This window comes from Hoeflea sp. TYP-13 (genome assembly GCF_040932035.1).
In the GTDB taxonomy this organism is placed as follows: Bacteria; Pseudomonadota; Alphaproteobacteria; order Rhizobiales; family Rhizobiaceae; genus Hoeflea_A.
Map to the genome: position 1 here is coordinate 1,869,374 of NZ_JBFRBB010000001.1, position 13,715 is coordinate 1,883,088.

Consider the following 13,715-nt stretch of genomic DNA (forward strand, 5'->3'; position numbering starts at 1 on the left):
ACATCACGGCGTATCAGTTGCTGCTCTTGGGCCCTCGCATATGTGCTGGATATAACAGCACGTCGCTCTTGCAGCAGTCGCCGCCTTGCTGGATTGGCGGGCAGGGGACTGTGCCGTATGAACAAAAGACGCAGCAATCACCCTTCTTCGGCTTGAGCAGCGTGCCGCATCCCTTGCAATCGTAAAACCATTGGCAGGCGTCGGTCGGCATGGTTTCGCTGGCGACATGGCCGCATTGCGGGCAGGTAATATCCGATTGCAGGGTCAATTGCTTGTCCGTCATGGCGCTACATCAATTCAATCAGGTAGTTGTTGATCATCGCCTCATTCAGCAATACGCCCCAGGCGACGAGGGTAAGAGCGCTGCCCAGAAAAAGCAATCGGTAGGTGGCCGCGGTGGCATGACGCCTGATCGCTATGAGCCAGGCAGCGGCGATGATCAATGCAGCGGCGCCGGCTATGTAATAACCCGCAGCCGCTATAATGCCGAAAACACCCAGCCAGGCGCCGCCCAGACCGATAAGCATCAGCGCGAGCGGCAATACACAGCAGACCGCTGTTACAAGCGCCAGTATCGAACCGGCCAAGCCGGTTTTTGCTATCGTATCGTTTGCCACACCAGCGGTTCCCTCATTTGCTGCTTTCTTCGACGTGCACTAAGTACATCCTGTAGCGGCTACAGACACAAGGGTTTTGTGCATGCATTCGATAGGAACAGCATCAAAGCGCAGCGGCGTCCATATCGAGACGATACGTTACTACGAGCGTGAAGGCATTTTACCGCCTGCAGAACGGACCGCGTCGGGGCGGCGAGTCTATGACGAGGACGGCATCGCCAGATTGCGTTTCATTCGCCATTGCCGGGAGTTGGGGTTTGCGATCCGCGATGCGCAGGCGCTTCTGTCGCTGACTGCCGCCCCTATGCCATGCGCCGAAGCTCAGCTTATAGCCCAAAGGAACCTCGATACCGTACGCAGCAAGATCGCGGAGCTGTCGGTTATGGAGCGGGAGCTTTCCGCTTTGGTCGATCAATGCGGAACGCATGATAAGCACTGCGCCATATTGAATGATTTGTTCGCAGAAGATTAGCGGTATTGGATTAGGTCATTTGCCGATCGGCAGCCCGTCGCGTTTGCTTTCCTCGTCCGGCTCCACATGGATTGTGATATTGGCACCCGGAATAGCGTGGCCGAGAGCCTCTTCGACGCGGTTGCAGATCGCATGGGAGTCGGCAACGCTCATCTTGCCGTCAACGACCAGATGAAACTCGATAAAAGAGATGTGCCCTGCCATCCGCGTCTTGATGTCGTGGACCTCCATCGCGCCGGCCGCACTTTCAAGGATCGTGTGCCGGATGCGTTCTGTCTCCTCGTCATCCAGGGCGCTGTCCATCAGTCCGTCGACGGAGGAGGTGATGACTTTCCAGCCTTCAATCAGAACGTTGATGCCGACGGCGATCGCGATCAATGAATCGAGAAAGAGCCAGCCGGTCGCCAAAACCAGAACAAGACCTATGAGAACACCGGCAGAGGTGACGACGTCGACGAGAATATGACGACCGTCGGCAGAAAGGGCAGGGGAGCGCGCGCGGCGGCCCTCGGAAATCAGCCGCCAGGCCCACAGGCCGTTGATGACGGCTGCAACCGCGTTGACGGCCATACCGGCGAGCGGTGTCTGCAGCGTGTGTGGCGTGATAAGCGCCGACGCGGCTTCGGTAAAGATGAGCAGTGCCGCAATGACGATCAGTACACCGGCAACAACTGCGGAAAAGTACTCGGCCTTGTAATGGCCGAAGGGGTGACCCTTGTCGGCAGGCCGGTGACTGATGCGGATGGCGATCCAGGCAAGCGAAGCGGTGACCACATTGACGACCGATTCAACCGCATCCGAATAGAGCGCTACGGACCCGGTAATCCACCAGGCGGCCGTTTTCAACGCCAACACCAGACAGGCGATCACGATGGACCAGCCGGCAAGGCGGGCGATATTGCGCTTGGTGCTCATTTATGCCTCAAGTTAGTGAATGCGACAGGCAGGTTTGGTGAGGCAGGTCTGTCACAAAAGCGGCGGTTCTTGCAACAGCAATTAGACCGCCGGCCGAATTTGCGAAGGTTTCCATTGCGGCTGCTGGCGCTCAACCCGAATGAATTTTTCGGCTGTCTGACGGTGCCTGATCCCGGTCGATCATGCCGTAATCACGCATCACACCGGCAATGCGCAGGCGGTAGTTTTTGAAGAGTTCCGATCGGCCTTTATCCTGCGCGGCCCGGTGCGTTTCAAGGTTCCGCCAATTTTTGATGGCCTCATCGTCTCGAAAGAACGACAGGGACAAAATCCTGTTTTCGTTGGTCAGGCTCTGAAATCGCTCGACGGAAACAAAGCCGTCGATCTTTTCCAGCTCCGGACGAAGGGCAGCGGCAATGTCGAGATATTGCCCGCGTTTTTCCGGATGCGGTTCAACTTCGAAAATGACGGCTATCATGGTTTCACCATTGGGCTGTGCGGTACGGAAGCAAGCTTCAAAAAGGTACGGTCTTCGCGCAACAAGAATTTTTCCTTCATCGCGAATTCATAGTTCTCACGGCCGAGTGGGTCAGCAGCAAGACGCGCGCGATAGGCCTCGTACGCGGCCAGATTTTCTATTGAGTAGACGCCATATGCAAGGCTCGACGAGCCTTCATGTGGCGCAAAATAGCCGATCAGGTCTGCCCCGCAACGCGGGATTGCCTGACCCCAGTTACGCGCATACTGTTCGAATTGCTGCTTTTTTGTCGGGTCGATATGGTAGCGGATAAAACAGGTAATCATATGGTGGCTCCTTTCCGCCAATATCGCATATTGCCTGTCGTTGATGCTTCGACTAAGGTCGAACTATGAAAGAAGGACCGGACATAGCCCTGATCGGCGCCCTCATCGGCGATCCCGCTCGTGCCAATATGCTGACCGCTCTGATGAGCGGTAAGGCGCTGACCGCAAGTGAACTGGCGGGCGAGGCGGGCGTCACCTTGCAAACCGCAAGCTCGCATCTTTCAAAACTTGAATCGGCGCATCTTATCCAGCTCAGAAAGCAGGGCAGGCACCGCTATTTTTCTCTGGCCAGCGACGATGTCGGTTCCGTTCTGGAAGCGCTGATGGGGCTGGCCGCAAAATACGGTCACACCAGAGCACGAACAGGCCCGAAGGATCCGGCACTTCGCAAGGCGCGCGTGTGCTACAACCATCTGGCCGGTGAACATGGCGTGCGCCTCTACGACAGCCTGGTAACACAGAAGTTGATAATAGCCGGCGATGAGGATGTCTTATTGACCGATGCCGGGGATGCCTTCATGCGCAGTCTGGGGATCGATATCGATGCGCTGGCCCGTTCGCGCCGTCCCCTGTGCCGCTCCTGTCTGGACTGGAGCGCGCGGCGTACCCATTTGGCCGGGTCGCTCGGTACAGCCCTTCTGGATCAGTTTTATGCCCTTGGCTGGGCAAAAAGGATAAAGGGCTCACGTGTAGTCTCCTTTTCTGAGCAGGGTGAGCGGAGCTTTCTCGAAATATTCAAAGTCTGAATCAGAAACGAACTCCAACAGCGAGGCATAAACATGACCGACCGTCCCCTCTGGCAGCTCAGCGCATGCGACATTGCCGACGCGATCGCCTCCGGCGAGATCTCGTCCAGAGAAGCCGTGGTGTCTGCAGTGGAGCGGATGCGTGAGCGCAACGGTGCCATCAATGCCGTTGTCGACGAGTTCGGTGATGAAGCGATAGCCGAGGCGGAAGCCTTCGATGGAATTTTGAAACGGTCTGGTCCAATCGGGCCGCTCCACGGAGTGCCGGTTACGATCAAGGAAAATGTCGACCAGAAAGGCAAGGCCACTCCCAATGGAGTGACTGCTTTGAAAGACGTAATTGCTCCGGCGGATGCACCGGTAGTGACGAATTTCAAAAAGGCCGGCGCGATCGTGATCGGGCGTACCAATACGCCGGAATTTTCATTTCGCGCCACCACCGACAATGAATTGCATGGCCGGACCTATAATCCCTGGAACGACTGGGCCTCTGCCGGCGGCTCGTCCGGCGGCGCGGCCGCTGCCGTCATGTCGGGCATGGGCGCGCTTGCTCACGGAAATGATATCGCCGGCTCGCTGCGCTTCCCTCCGGCGGCGACGGGCTCAACGTCGGTCAAGCCGAGCCTGGGGCGGGTTCCGGCCTACAACCCTTCGGCACCCGCGGAACGCGGCCTGCTGGCGCAACTCATGTCGGTCCAGGGTGTCATTGCCCGAGAGGTTCGCGATGTGCGCCTTGGCCTGCGTCAACTGGTAAGGCCTGATCCGCACGATCCATGGATGGTCCCGGTCCCCTTTGACGGAGATCCGCTGGACGGTCCGATCAAGGTGGCGTTCACGAAGAACACTTTTGAATTTGATCTTCATCCGGCTGTCGAAAAGGCCCTTGATACCGCACGCAATGCACTAAGCGATGCCGGCTATGACGTGGTGGAGGTCGAGCCTCCGCATGTGCGTGAAATTGCAAGGGAAGCCGGCAAGTGCCTGTTTGGAGAAATCGGTGCACTGATGGGCAATGACATCCAGCAATATGGCAGCACGATTATCAATGCGATATTCGAAAACTATTTCAAGTTCTTCGGAATACACGAGGGTCAGGACCTCATTCGCGCACTGGCGCAGCGAACCCACTTTGCCCGCGAATGGTCACTGTTCCTTGCCGAATACCCGCTGGTTCTGACCCCCTTCCTGCCGCACCCGACCTACAAATGGGACCGCGACACGGAAGGTCTGGAAGGTGTCATCGAGGTGCTGGGTTCGGCCGTCTACGGCTACTCCATGAATTTCCTCGGTCTGCCCGCCGGAAACGTTGCTGCCAACTACAATGACGGACAACCGGTCGGCGTGCAGATTGTCGGTCGCCGTTTCCGCGAGGATTTGATCCTGGATGCCTGTGAAGCGGTGGAGCAGCGCGTCGGTGTGATGGCGCACCGTCTGTTCGAACGCGGGTAGGAAGCCGCGTAGTTAGGTTATTGCCTCAATTTCCGGGTGCCGCCACGTCGTTCGCATGAGCAAGAGAGCAAGCGCGGCTGACGCAACGCAGATATAAAATGGCAGTCGAATATCGACCGCCATCAGCAATCCGCCGACCAGCGAGAATACACCCGCAGCCAGTGTAAAGCCTGCCGTCGTTATGCCCATGATCCAGCCCTGTTCCGCATTGGAAACACTGGAGGAAAAGATTCCCAGCAACGCAGGATAGGCAAGGCCGAAACCGAAGTAATAGGTTGCGACGAAGACATAGCAGAACACCGGCAGCGGCGTGAGGATAAACAGAACTGCGCTCAAGGCCATAGTCATCGTGACCGTTGTGATGACCGGCAGTTTGCCGAACCGGCCAAGCACGGTCTCAACAAAAAAGGTGCTGGATGTTGCAAGTGCGATGCCCAAAACCATCATCGCCATGCTTGTTCCGAACAGTCCGATCTGGAAACGGCTGGTCAGGTAATTGTCCATAAAAATATAGAAGGTCACATTGGCCGTCATGAAACAGAGATAGACCCACCACAAACGCACGACGACCGGCTTTTCCCGGATGCGAACGAGCTGCGCGAAAACCTCGAGAGGCTTGAAATCCAGCTTTTCGCGGGTTTCACGCACATCCTTGTAGAAAAACTGAACCAGGATAATCGTCGCAACAACCAGCAGCACCGCGCAATAGAAAGGCAGCTGAATGCTGGCGAGGTTGCCCAGGATGGACTTGTCTGACAGCAGCCCGCCGATGATGGGACCACCGACCAGACCGGCACTGATGCCGGTGACGATGTAGCCCATGTTTCGCGATTTTTCGGCGTCGTCTTTGCTGGCGTCGATCATCGCCGCCTGTGCGATTGGCTGATTGCCGGCGGTAAATCCCGTAATTCCCCGGCCGAGAATCAGCAGCCAGAGGCTGTCCGCAAACAACGATGCAATGGTAATGAGATAGCCGATCAATGCACCGAACAGACAGATCATGATGGCATTCTTGCGTCCGATCGTGTCCGACAATTTGGCGACATAGACACCGCCGAAAAACCAGCACAAAAAGAAGATGCCGATCACCAGCCCGTAATCGAAATGACGTGTTGCATCGGATGAAGAGATTGGCAGGAAGGTCAGTTTGGGATCCATCACCAGTTCGTTGATGATCGGAAAGACCAGCCCCTGGCCGATAAGGTCAACGAAGACGACGGCCAAAAGGGCGAACTTGGCGATTGGTGACATTGACGCATCCCCGTTTCCATTTTCGGTTGAGCTTAGTTTGTACGCCGGCAAGTCACAATGGGCGGTGCGGACCACGCCGCCGGCGCAACCCGCGAATTGTTTTGGCTTGTAAGCAAGTGTGATCTCGCCATGCGTCGATAATCTTATCTCCGCCCATATTGACCGGCACACTGCCTTTAATAACAGCCCGTTAAAGGAAATGCGTACCAGTAGGGGAGTGAGACCGTGGCCAATGGAAGCGAACTTGCGCTGATACTTGAAGGCGGTAAAGCCGCGCACGAAGATCACAGCACCAATCTGCGCAAGCAGATGGAGCGGATCGGTCTTCTCGAAATGTCGGCGGTTGCCGCACCTGCGCTTGCCGCGGCCATCGGATCGGCCTGTGCGGTCGTATTTTATTCGGCGAACCACTCGAACATCGCAGCGGGCATCGAAGATCTTGCGATCATTTTGGCTTGGTTCTTTGCAGCGGTTCTGTTGAGCGTGATGGTTCCGGGGCTCTCCTGGCTTCGCCAGTATCTCAACACGCTTGCGCTGTTTGAAAAGAAGGTCGACTTTGAAGAGCCGTTCGTTCACGAGAACGCGCGCTCGCGGCTGCTGACGCAATCCGGTCAGTTCTGCATGATCGCAGCGGTGGTCGCCATAGTTGCATCCTACGGTGCGCTGGCCATTGGCGGTCTCGAGTTTCTCGAGATAATGCGCTGATTTTCCAGCCTTCTCTAATGCCCACAACCTCCGGTCGTTTTGCGCGATAGCGCCAACTTGAGTATGTTGCGATTCAGACTCAGCTCGCGGATTCGCGCCCGGTGCGCGTGTGCCGGCTGCGGACCGCACTTGCTCAATGGACCGGAGGGAGATCCTTTTGCGCAAAGCCTATCCGCCGATAGAACCCTACAATTCCGGAATGCTCGATGTCGGCAACGGGCACGAAATCTACTGGGAGCTGTGCGGCAACCCGGCAGGCAAACCGGCCATCTTCCTGCATGGTGGCCCTGGAGCCGGCTGCACGGAAGACCACAGGCGTCTGTTTGACCCGGATCGTTACCGGGTCTTGCTGTTCGACCAGCGTGGTTGCGGCAGGTCGACACCGCGTGCCAGTCTTGAATCCAATACCACCTGGCATATCGTCGACGATATAGAAACGCTTCGCATGAAATTCGAAGTCGATCGCTGGCTGGTGCTTGGCGGTTCATGGGGCAGCACACTGGCACTCGCCTATGCGCAGACCTATCCCGAGCGTGTTTCCGAACTCATTCTGCGGGGCATATTCACCGGCCGCCGTTCCGAGCTTCTCTGGCTTTATCAGGACGGAGCGTCCTGGCTTTTTCCGGACAAATGGCAGGATTTCCTGGCACCCATTCCCGAAGAAGAACGCGGAGATCTGATCACCGCCTATCATAAGCGTTTGACAAGCGCCGATGAGGAAGTGGCGCTCACCGCGGCGAGAGCCTGGAGCCTGTGGGAAGGTGAGACCGTCCGCCTGATGCCGGACAAGAAACTGAGCGAACTGCACGGTTCCGATGAATTCGCATTGGCTATCGCACGGATCGAGAACCACTATTTCATCAACAAGTGCTTCTTCAAGGATGCGCAGATCCTGCGAGATGCTTACCGTATCAAAAGCATTCCCGGGGCGATCATCCAGGGGCGCTATGATGTTGTGACCCCGGCCCGCACGGCCTTTGACTTGCATCGTGCCTGGCCGGATGCGGAATTCCTGCTGGTGGACGGGGCAGGGCACGCCTACAACGAACCCGGAATTCTTCACCAGACGATCCTGGCAACGGACAGGTTCGCTGATGAGTCGACATAAGACCGATCGGCGTTGAAGGGATGATTTATGCGGCAAACAGGTTCAGCGCTGCGTATTGCAGCAGCATGATTGTCTTGCCATCCCGGATGCGACCGTCTGAGATCATCGCGTAGGCCTCGTCAAATTCCATCTCCAGGACCTCAATGTCCTCGCCTTCCTCGGCAAGCCCGCCGCCATCCGAGACACGATCCTCAGGCGAATAGGCGCCGACGAAGCATATGTTTTTCTGCGAGACGGCACCGGGGCTCACATAGGCCTCGAAAACCTTTCTGACGCTTTGCACGCGATATCCGGTCTCTTCCTCGGCCTCCGCGCGGATGCGCTCCTCGGGGGATGCATCATCGAGCAGCCCGGCCGGCGTCTCGATGATCAGTTCCTCATAACCATCGCAAAAAACCGAATAGCGGAACTGCCGAACAAGAATGACAGTGCGCCGGTCGAGATTGTAGAGCAGGACCGTTGCACCATGCCCGCAATCGAAATTGTCCCTGACCATCGTCTGCCAGGAGCCGTCGCTGCGCTGAAAATCGATTGTAGCCTGATTGAGGCTGCTCCAGCCTTTGTGGATGTTTCTGGTTTCACGAACGCGGACACGATTACGGATGGTCATATAAGATAGCCTTTTGAATGGAACGCGCCGTGTGAACACGCGTCTCCGGCAATGTCAATTGCACGATGGAAGGTGTCAAATCAGCGGGTCCAGTCCCTTCTGCTTCCGCCATTCGGTGATGGTCGAATCTCCGTCCAGGACAACCCTGATGGCCATGACTGCGACTTGGACCGCTTCCTTTCGCACATTTGCGCGCGTTTCCTCGAAGGTTGCCTTGGCAAGTTCGCCCACTTCCTCCATCAGCGCCAGCATAGTGACGTTGTCGCCCGGGAACTTGGTGCGCGCCCGCGCAAGCTCATGTTTTATCTCTTCAAGGAGTAGGTCGATTTCACTGCAGGGGTGTTTGTCGATGTCGGACATAAAAAAAACCTTGAAAAATGCCTGACGGCAGGCTTTATCGGCGCAGAATTTCGTTCCAAAACGCCACCGCGCCCTGCCGACCATAACCGGTGAGAAAAATATTGCCATTTAGCATCAATGGCATATCTGAACCGGCGTGAATTTATCCCCTGAATTATCCACTGTGGAAACCTCGGACTCGACAGGAACGGGCATTTCAGAGCATCATGTACGTGTTGGGTCCGGACAATTCCTGACCGCCAATTGGGAGACAATTGAACGGATAGCCCAACATCCTGTGAACGGCCCGGCCAGGAACGTTTCCAACGCGCCTACCGGAACACCGTGAGGCACACAGGGCGCTGTGAAAAGCGGATGCATGTGCAATTGCAGCAAGCGGTTTGGCGGACCATCCGGTCTGTGGGACCGTGGGTCAAAAGATCCACTTGATGGAGACATTGACCAGGCGAACGCGGTAGCTGAGCCAGATTTTGCGACAAGCCTCCGGGCTCCGTGAAAGACTGATCGACTTCCACGTTTGAACAGGGGGGCGCTGGCTGTGGCCAGCGTCTTTCCTTTTGTGCGCAGCGAATCTCTCTTACCGACAAAACCCACGAGGCTTCGCTGCTTTCTTTTTGTTTGGTGCATTTTCAATGCGTGCCACGCTTTAGATTAATCAGGCCGGCAAGCTCTTTCATATCGCTGAAAACGATCGCGCCTTCGGCCGCCAGTTCGCTGCCGTCGTCATGTGCCGCATAACCAAAGCAATGCATGCCGGCGCGTCGTGCTGCTATTGTTCCGGGTACGCTGTCCTCAACGACAACGCAATTTGCGTGGGGAACGCCAAAACTGTCCGCAGCAATCTGAAAAAGCCCGGGATCCGGTTTTGCGACACCATGCGTGTGCGCCGAAAACGCAACTTTCGAAAATCGCTCCCACAGCCCGGCGTGGCCAAGCGTGATCGACATCTTCATTTCGCTGCCGTTGGATGCCACGCAGTGATCGACACCGGCAGCATCGAGATGTTCAATAACATCGTGAATGCCTTCCACCGCCGGGACCCCCTGTTCCAGGCGCGTGTGTATTTCCCCATATATTTCGGAAACCCAGTCCTGTGGCAGGCTTGCACCCATCTCGTTGGCTTTTGCCGCGACATCAACCATGCGGCCGCCCATGAAGTGGCGCATACACTCGAGCGTCGACAGGTTTAGCCCGTATTGAGCGAGGTTGCCGGATAAAACACCGTTGGAAATCAGCTCACTGTCCACCAGCACGCCGTCGCAATCAAAAATGACAAGTTGCGGTCTGTCGATCTGCATCAGCTTTTTCGTCTGTCCCGCATGATGATGAAATCCGTGCCGGTGCGCGTATCTGGATGCGCAGGCAGATCCGTCAGCATGAATGCAGAACCGGGATGAAGATTTTTGGCGAGTTTTCCGTATGTCTTTGGCGGGATCGTCAGCCGCGTGGTTGCCGCAAGTTCCCTCTGTTGCCTGACGTTGCCCTCATGGCCGGTTCCCATGCCGACGGCCAGCCAGTCAAACATTTCGCGGTTGGCGTCGAAGCCCTGGAGGATATAGACGTGGCTGCCCAGCGGCCTGTTCGGATTGGCAATGCCAATGGAAGATTGAATGATGATTTCACCGTTTTTCATGCCGTAAAGCGCCTGATCGGCACCACTAACGAGCACGCTGAAGCTTTCTTCGCTCTTTCCCTCCCTGTCCACTGGAAGTTTCTTGCCGGACACATGACCGGTGAGCTTCTCGATCTGCTTCAGATCCTTCTGCGACATGACAATGCCCGCATGGGAGAGGCCGCCAATGCCGGAACGCTCATTGGTGACAATCACCGGCGTGCCATTGTGTGTGATATCAAAAAGCAGAGCGGCAAACTCGGTTGGGAGATGAACGCATCCGTGCGAGCTCGGGTAACCCGGCAGGCCGCCCGCATGCAATGCGGCGCCGCCAAAGAAGAACTGGCTGTCAGGCATTGGTGCGTTGTTGTATTTTTTGGAAAGGTGCAGTTTCTCTTTCTGAAAAACGGTGAATACACCGGTTGGTGTCTCAAAGCCGGACCGGCCGGATGATACAGTCGTCACGCCAATGCGAACACCGTTGCGGTAGATGAAGGCGAGCTGGTCACTGAGCGAAACGATGACGGTCACCGGCCCGTAAAGTGAACGTTCGGGATACCAAAGCCATTGTCCGGGCTTAAGGTCCGTATCGGCGGCGGTGACCTGAGCCCGGGAAGGGCCGTTCAATCCGACTGCGATACTGCCCGCCGCCAACGCCAGAAACGCACGCCGTGATTGACCCGTGATCTTCATATTCACCTCTGTCTGAAATCCTCGATTTGCCGCTATCTCTAATCAAGACGGTTCAATTGTCCACATGCCGTCGATAAAGACCGCGTTATCGACGGGTGGGGTGCAATGCCGGTGCCATGCAGAAACTAGAACCTGTTCGCCCGGAAGGGCTGGAGATTGATCGAAGGTTTCTCGCCGTCGACGAGTTCGGTCACCAGCGATGCGGTGCCTGCCGCCTGTGTCAGCCCAAGATGTCCGTGGCCAAACGCATAGACGACATCATTGGTTTGTTTGGATGGACCGATAACCGGCAGCGTGTCGGGCAGGGAAGGCCGAAATCCCATCCATTGCGTGCCGCCTTCCGTGTCGAGATCAGGAAGAAACAACTTTGCCTTGGCGAGCAATGCATCGGCGCGCCGATAATTGGGTGGCGCGGTTAAACCGCCAAGTTCAACGGCGCCGCCGACACGAATGCCGGTGCTCAGTTTGGAGATGACAAAGCCATGGCCACCGAATGTTATCTGAGTGCGCAGATCGAACTCAGCCGTGGGCAAAGTCGTGTTGTAACCCCGTTCGGTTTCCAGGGGAATTCTGTCGCCCAGCTTGCGCGCCAGCTTGTGAGACCATGCACCTGCACAGATGATGACTTTTGCGGCGTTGAACGACTGACCGCCGACGCAATCCACATTGACGCCGTCAAGACTTGGCGAAAGGTCGACCACCTCGGCAACTTCTATTCTGCCGCCGCGATTGCGGAACACCTCGGCAATTGTCAGCACATATTCCAGCGGATCGGATATCGAGTACCATTCGGGCGTGAAGGTCGCCGAAACAAATCGTTCGTCCAGGCCCGGCTGATACTCCGAGATCGCATAGGACCCGTGAACATGTTCAAATGGTATGGCGCATTTTTCGCGGGCGTCCCAATAGGGCAGGGTAGCTTCGAACTCTGCGCGGCTTTCATACACCTGCAGATTTCCGTCGCGCCGAAGCATGCTTCCGGTGCCGGTTTTCTTCAGGAACGGCAGCAGTGCATGCTTTGAGTGAGCCATCAGTTCAATCTGCGCGTTGATGCTTTCCTCAACACGCTCGGGCCGGCAGGCCATCCAGAAGCGCAGCATCCACGGCGCAATGTTCATCGCGTACCGGGGAGGGATCGATAAGGGGCCAAGAGGGTCAAGCAGCCAACCCGGCGCCTTGCGCATCATGCCCGGTGTTGCAAGCGGTATGATTTCAGAAAATGCGAAAGCTCCGGCGTTCCCGCGCGAGGCTTCAGCCGCCGGCCCCTTCCGGTCGAGCACAAGGACGGAGTGTCCTTTTTGCTGTAATGAAAAAGCTGTGGAAATTCCTAAAATACCAGCGCCGACAACAATGATGTCCGGCTGAGTCTCGCCTGCAACTGCCATAGTCCGCCCATAAAAACCCCACTTCCGCCGCAATTTGCAGAAGTCGGTGCAATATTCTCCCTCCCCACGTCAAAATTGCGGCAAAGAGGGACGGCAGGCAATTGCTACTTTTAATATGTCTTCCACATTTCTTCTGTGCTCACCCTTCAGCGGCTGACGGGGCATGCGCACGCGGTCATTTGATTCAATCTCGATGACTTCAGCCAGTTTGATCTGTTGGACCAGGAAGGTTGAAACATCAAGGTCGAGAAGCGGACGGAACCACCGATAGATTTCCAGCGCCTCCTTGTAGCGTTCACGGCGCACCAGTTCGTAAATCGCGACAGTCTCTCTCGGGAATGCAACGACCAGCCCGGCGATCCATCCGACGGCACCGGCTGTCAGCGCTTCATAGGCGAGATTGTCAACACCGGTGAATACGTCATAGCGCTCGCCAAGCCGATTGAAGATTTCGGTTGTGCGGCGAATGTCGTCGGAACTTTCCTTAATCGCGACAAACCGGTTGTCGTCGGCGAGTTCCTCCATCATGTCCGGCGTAACATCGACCCGGTATCCGACACGGTTCGAATAGATCATCACGGGAAGGTCGGCAGCTCCGGCGATGGAGCGAAGGTTCGCGATCGTTTCGTCGCGGCTGGTATGGTAGATCGGGGAGGGAACGATCATGATACCGTCGGCGCCGGCAGAACCCGCCTTGGCCGCCAGGTCGCAGGCTTCGCGCGTTCCCGGTTCCGATATTGTTAAAAGCGCCGGCTTGTCACCGGTTGCCTGTTTGCAGAGGCGCAATACCTCAAGCCGTTCGTCATGGGACAGCATATTGCCTTCACCAAGTGTCCCGCATGCAACCAGCCCGTGGCAGCCGGCTTGCATCTGATAATCAAAGCAACGTTCCATCTCGGCATGATCGAGGCTTCCATCATCCTTGAACTTCGTTGTTACCGCCGGAATGACACCGTGCCACATAGTATTTTTCCTCTACCATCCTCGA

Annotated in this window: 17 protein-coding genes; 5 read left to right on the top strand and 12 right to left on the bottom strand. The window is 56.5% G+C overall.

The genetic code is table 11. The features are described from left to right. Positions 1 to 13: 13 nt before the first annotated feature. Together ABVT35_RS08880 and ABVT35_RS08885 are read right to left on the bottom strand one after the other, a co-directional pair. On the bottom strand, positions 14 to 283 hold the full coding sequence (locus ABVT35_RS08880; protein WP_368465948.1) for a GDCCVxC domain-containing (seleno)protein: 270 nt from the start codon (positions 281 to 283) through the stop codon (positions 14 to 16). Between the two features lie 4 nt (positions 284 to 287). Continuing rightward, complete coding sequence (locus ABVT35_RS08885) at positions 288 to 617, bottom strand: hypothetical protein (protein WP_368465949.1); 330 nt, start codon at positions 615 to 617, stop codon at positions 288 to 290. An 82-nt stretch (positions 618 to 699) separates the two neighbouring features. On the opposite strand from ABVT35_RS08885, the gene ABVT35_RS08890 reads away from it, so the two are divergent. Then, complete coding sequence (locus ABVT35_RS08890) at positions 700 to 1,089, top strand: helix-turn-helix domain-containing protein (protein WP_368465951.1); 390 nt, start codon at positions 700 to 702, stop codon at positions 1,087 to 1,089. A 15-nt stretch (positions 1,090 to 1,104) separates the two neighbouring features. On the opposite strand, the gene ABVT35_RS08895 is transcribed toward ABVT35_RS08890, so the two are convergent. The 3 genes from ABVT35_RS08895 to ABVT35_RS08905 form a co-directional block, all read right to left on the bottom strand. Next, a complete protein-coding gene (locus ABVT35_RS08895) occupies positions 1,105 to 2,004 on the bottom strand; it encodes a cation diffusion facilitator family transporter (RefSeq protein WP_368465953.1) in 900 nt (299 codons plus the stop codon). A 130-nt stretch (positions 2,005 to 2,134) separates the two neighbouring features. Further along, positions 2,135 to 2,482: an antibiotic biosynthesis monooxygenase gene (locus tag ABVT35_RS08900; RefSeq protein WP_368465954.1), complete on the bottom strand. Its 348-nt coding sequence runs from the start codon at positions 2,480 to 2,482 to the stop codon at positions 2,135 to 2,137. Further along, entirely contained in the window at positions 2,479 to 2,808 is a 330-nt protein-coding gene (locus ABVT35_RS08905; protein WP_368465955.1) for an NIPSNAP family protein, read from the bottom strand. Before ABVT35_RS08905 ends, ABVT35_RS08900 begins: the two co-directional genes overlap by 4 nt. 65 nt (positions 2,809 to 2,873) lie before the next feature. On the opposite strand from ABVT35_RS08905, the gene ABVT35_RS08910 reads away from it, so the two are divergent. Both ABVT35_RS08910 and ABVT35_RS08915 read left to right on the top strand, forming a co-directional pair. After that, positions 2,874 to 3,554 carry an ArsR/SmtB family transcription factor gene (locus tag ABVT35_RS08910; protein WP_368465957.1) on the top strand — a complete coding sequence of 227 codons (681 nt, stop codon included), beginning with the start codon at positions 2,874 to 2,876 and terminating at the stop codon, positions 3,552 to 3,554. Between the two features lie 33 nt (positions 3,555 to 3,587). Next, entirely contained in the window at positions 3,588 to 5,003 is a 1,416-nt protein-coding gene (locus ABVT35_RS08915; RefSeq protein WP_368465958.1) for an amidase family protein, read from the top strand. A gap of 12 nt (positions 5,004 to 5,015) precedes the next feature. On the opposite strand, the gene ABVT35_RS08920 is transcribed toward ABVT35_RS08915, so the two are convergent. Next, positions 5,016 to 6,254 carry an MFS transporter gene (locus ABVT35_RS08920; protein WP_368465959.1) on the bottom strand — a complete coding sequence of 413 codons (1,239 nt, stop codon included), beginning with the start codon at positions 6,252 to 6,254 and terminating at the stop codon, positions 5,016 to 5,018. A 225-nt stretch (positions 6,255 to 6,479) separates the two neighbouring features. Between ABVT35_RS08920 and ABVT35_RS08925 the strand changes: the two genes are divergently transcribed. Both ABVT35_RS08925 and pip read left to right on the top strand, forming a co-directional pair. Beyond that, a complete protein-coding gene (locus tag ABVT35_RS08925) occupies positions 6,480 to 6,959 on the top strand; it encodes a hypothetical protein (protein WP_368465960.1) in 480 nt (159 codons plus the stop codon). A 136-nt stretch (positions 6,960 to 7,095) separates the two neighbouring features. Then, positions 7,096 to 8,067, top strand: coding sequence for a prolyl aminopeptidase (gene pip, locus ABVT35_RS08930; RefSeq protein WP_368465961.1), 972 nt, complete (start codon positions 7,096 to 7,098; stop codon positions 8,065 to 8,067). A gap of 25 nt (positions 8,068 to 8,092) precedes the next feature. Here the strand turns inward: pip and ABVT35_RS08935 are convergent, their stop codons facing one another. The 6 genes from ABVT35_RS08935 to ABVT35_RS08960 all read right to left on the bottom strand — a co-directional run bounded on the left by ABVT35_RS08935 (position 8,093) and on the right by ABVT35_RS08960 (position 13,690). After that, entirely contained in the window at positions 8,093 to 8,677 is a 585-nt protein-coding gene (locus ABVT35_RS08935; RefSeq protein ID WP_368465963.1) for an NUDIX domain-containing protein, read from the bottom strand. 75 nt (positions 8,678 to 8,752) lie between these two features. Next, positions 8,753 to 9,037: a hypothetical protein gene (locus ABVT35_RS08940; RefSeq protein WP_368465965.1), complete on the bottom strand. Its 285-nt coding sequence runs from the start codon at positions 9,035 to 9,037 to the stop codon at positions 8,753 to 8,755. 629 nt (positions 9,038 to 9,666) lie between these two features. Next, positions 9,667 to 10,335, bottom strand: coding sequence for an HAD family hydrolase (locus ABVT35_RS08945; protein WP_368465966.1), 669 nt, complete (start codon positions 10,333 to 10,335; stop codon positions 9,667 to 9,669). Next, on the bottom strand, positions 10,335 to 11,342 hold the full coding sequence (locus ABVT35_RS08950; protein WP_368465967.1) for a L,D-transpeptidase family protein: 1,008 nt from the start codon (positions 11,340 to 11,342) through the stop codon (positions 10,335 to 10,337). The genes ABVT35_RS08945 and ABVT35_RS08950 overlap by 1 nt, the downstream gene beginning before the upstream one ends. 125 nt (positions 11,343 to 11,467) lie before the next feature. Next, positions 11,468 to 12,727: an NAD(P)/FAD-dependent oxidoreductase gene (locus ABVT35_RS08955; protein ID WP_368465968.1), complete on the bottom strand. Its 1,260-nt coding sequence runs from the start codon at positions 12,725 to 12,727 to the stop codon at positions 11,468 to 11,470. Between the two features lie 69 nt (positions 12,728 to 12,796). Further along, a complete protein-coding gene (locus ABVT35_RS08960; RefSeq protein ID WP_368465969.1) occupies positions 12,797 to 13,690 on the bottom strand; it encodes a dihydrodipicolinate synthase family protein in 894 nt (297 codons plus the stop codon). Positions 13,691 to 13,715 lie beyond the last annotated feature (25 nt).

Coding starts and splice junctions, on each gene's coding strand:
- ABVT35_RS08880 (WP_368465948.1), bottom strand. CDS start 283: ATGACGGACAAGCAATTGACCCTGCAATCGGATATTACCTGCCCGCAA.
- ABVT35_RS08940 (WP_368465965.1), bottom strand. CDS start 9,037: ATGTCCGACATCGACAAACACCCCTGCAGTGAAATCGACCTACTCCTT.
- ABVT35_RS08905 (WP_368465955.1), bottom strand. CDS start 2,808: ATGATTACCTGTTTTATCCGCTACCATATCGACCCGACAAAAAAGCAG.
- ABVT35_RS08945 (WP_368465966.1), bottom strand. CDS start 10,335: ATGCAGATCGACAGACCGCAACTTGTCATTTTTGATTGCGACGGCGTG.
- ABVT35_RS08915 (WP_368465958.1), top strand. CDS start 3,588: ATGACCGACCGTCCCCTCTGGCAGCTCAGCGCATGCGACATTGCCGAC.
- ABVT35_RS08960 (WP_368465969.1), bottom strand. CDS start 13,690: ATGTGGCACGGTGTCATTCCGGCGGTAACAACGAAGTTCAAGGATGAT.
- ABVT35_RS08955 (WP_368465968.1), bottom strand. CDS start 12,727: ATGGCAGTTGCAGGCGAGACTCAGCCGGACATCATTGTTGTCGGCGCT.
- ABVT35_RS08890 (WP_368465951.1), top strand. CDS start 700: ATGCATTCGATAGGAACAGCATCAAAGCGCAGCGGCGTCCATATCGAG.
- ABVT35_RS08900 (WP_368465954.1), bottom strand. CDS start 2,482: ATGATAGCCGTCATTTTCGAAGTTGAACCGCATCCGGAAAAACGCGGG.
- ABVT35_RS08895 (WP_368465953.1), bottom strand. CDS start 2,004: ATGAGCACCAAGCGCAATATCGCCCGCCTTGCCGGCTGGTCCATCGTG.
- ABVT35_RS08950 (WP_368465967.1), bottom strand. CDS start 11,342: ATGAAGATCACGGGTCAATCACGGCGTGCGTTTCTGGCGTTGGCGGCG.
- ABVT35_RS08920 (WP_368465959.1), bottom strand. CDS start 6,254: ATGTCACCAATCGCCAAGTTCGCCCTTTTGGCCGTCGTCTTCGTTGAC.
- ABVT35_RS08935 (WP_368465963.1), bottom strand. CDS start 8,677: ATGACCATCCGTAATCGTGTCCGCGTTCGTGAAACCAGAAACATCCAC.
- ABVT35_RS08910 (WP_368465957.1), top strand. CDS start 2,874: ATGAAAGAAGGACCGGACATAGCCCTGATCGGCGCCCTCATCGGCGAT.
- pip (WP_368465961.1), top strand. CDS start 7,096: ATGGACCGGAGGGAGATCCTTTTGCGCAAAGCCTATCCGCCGATAGAA.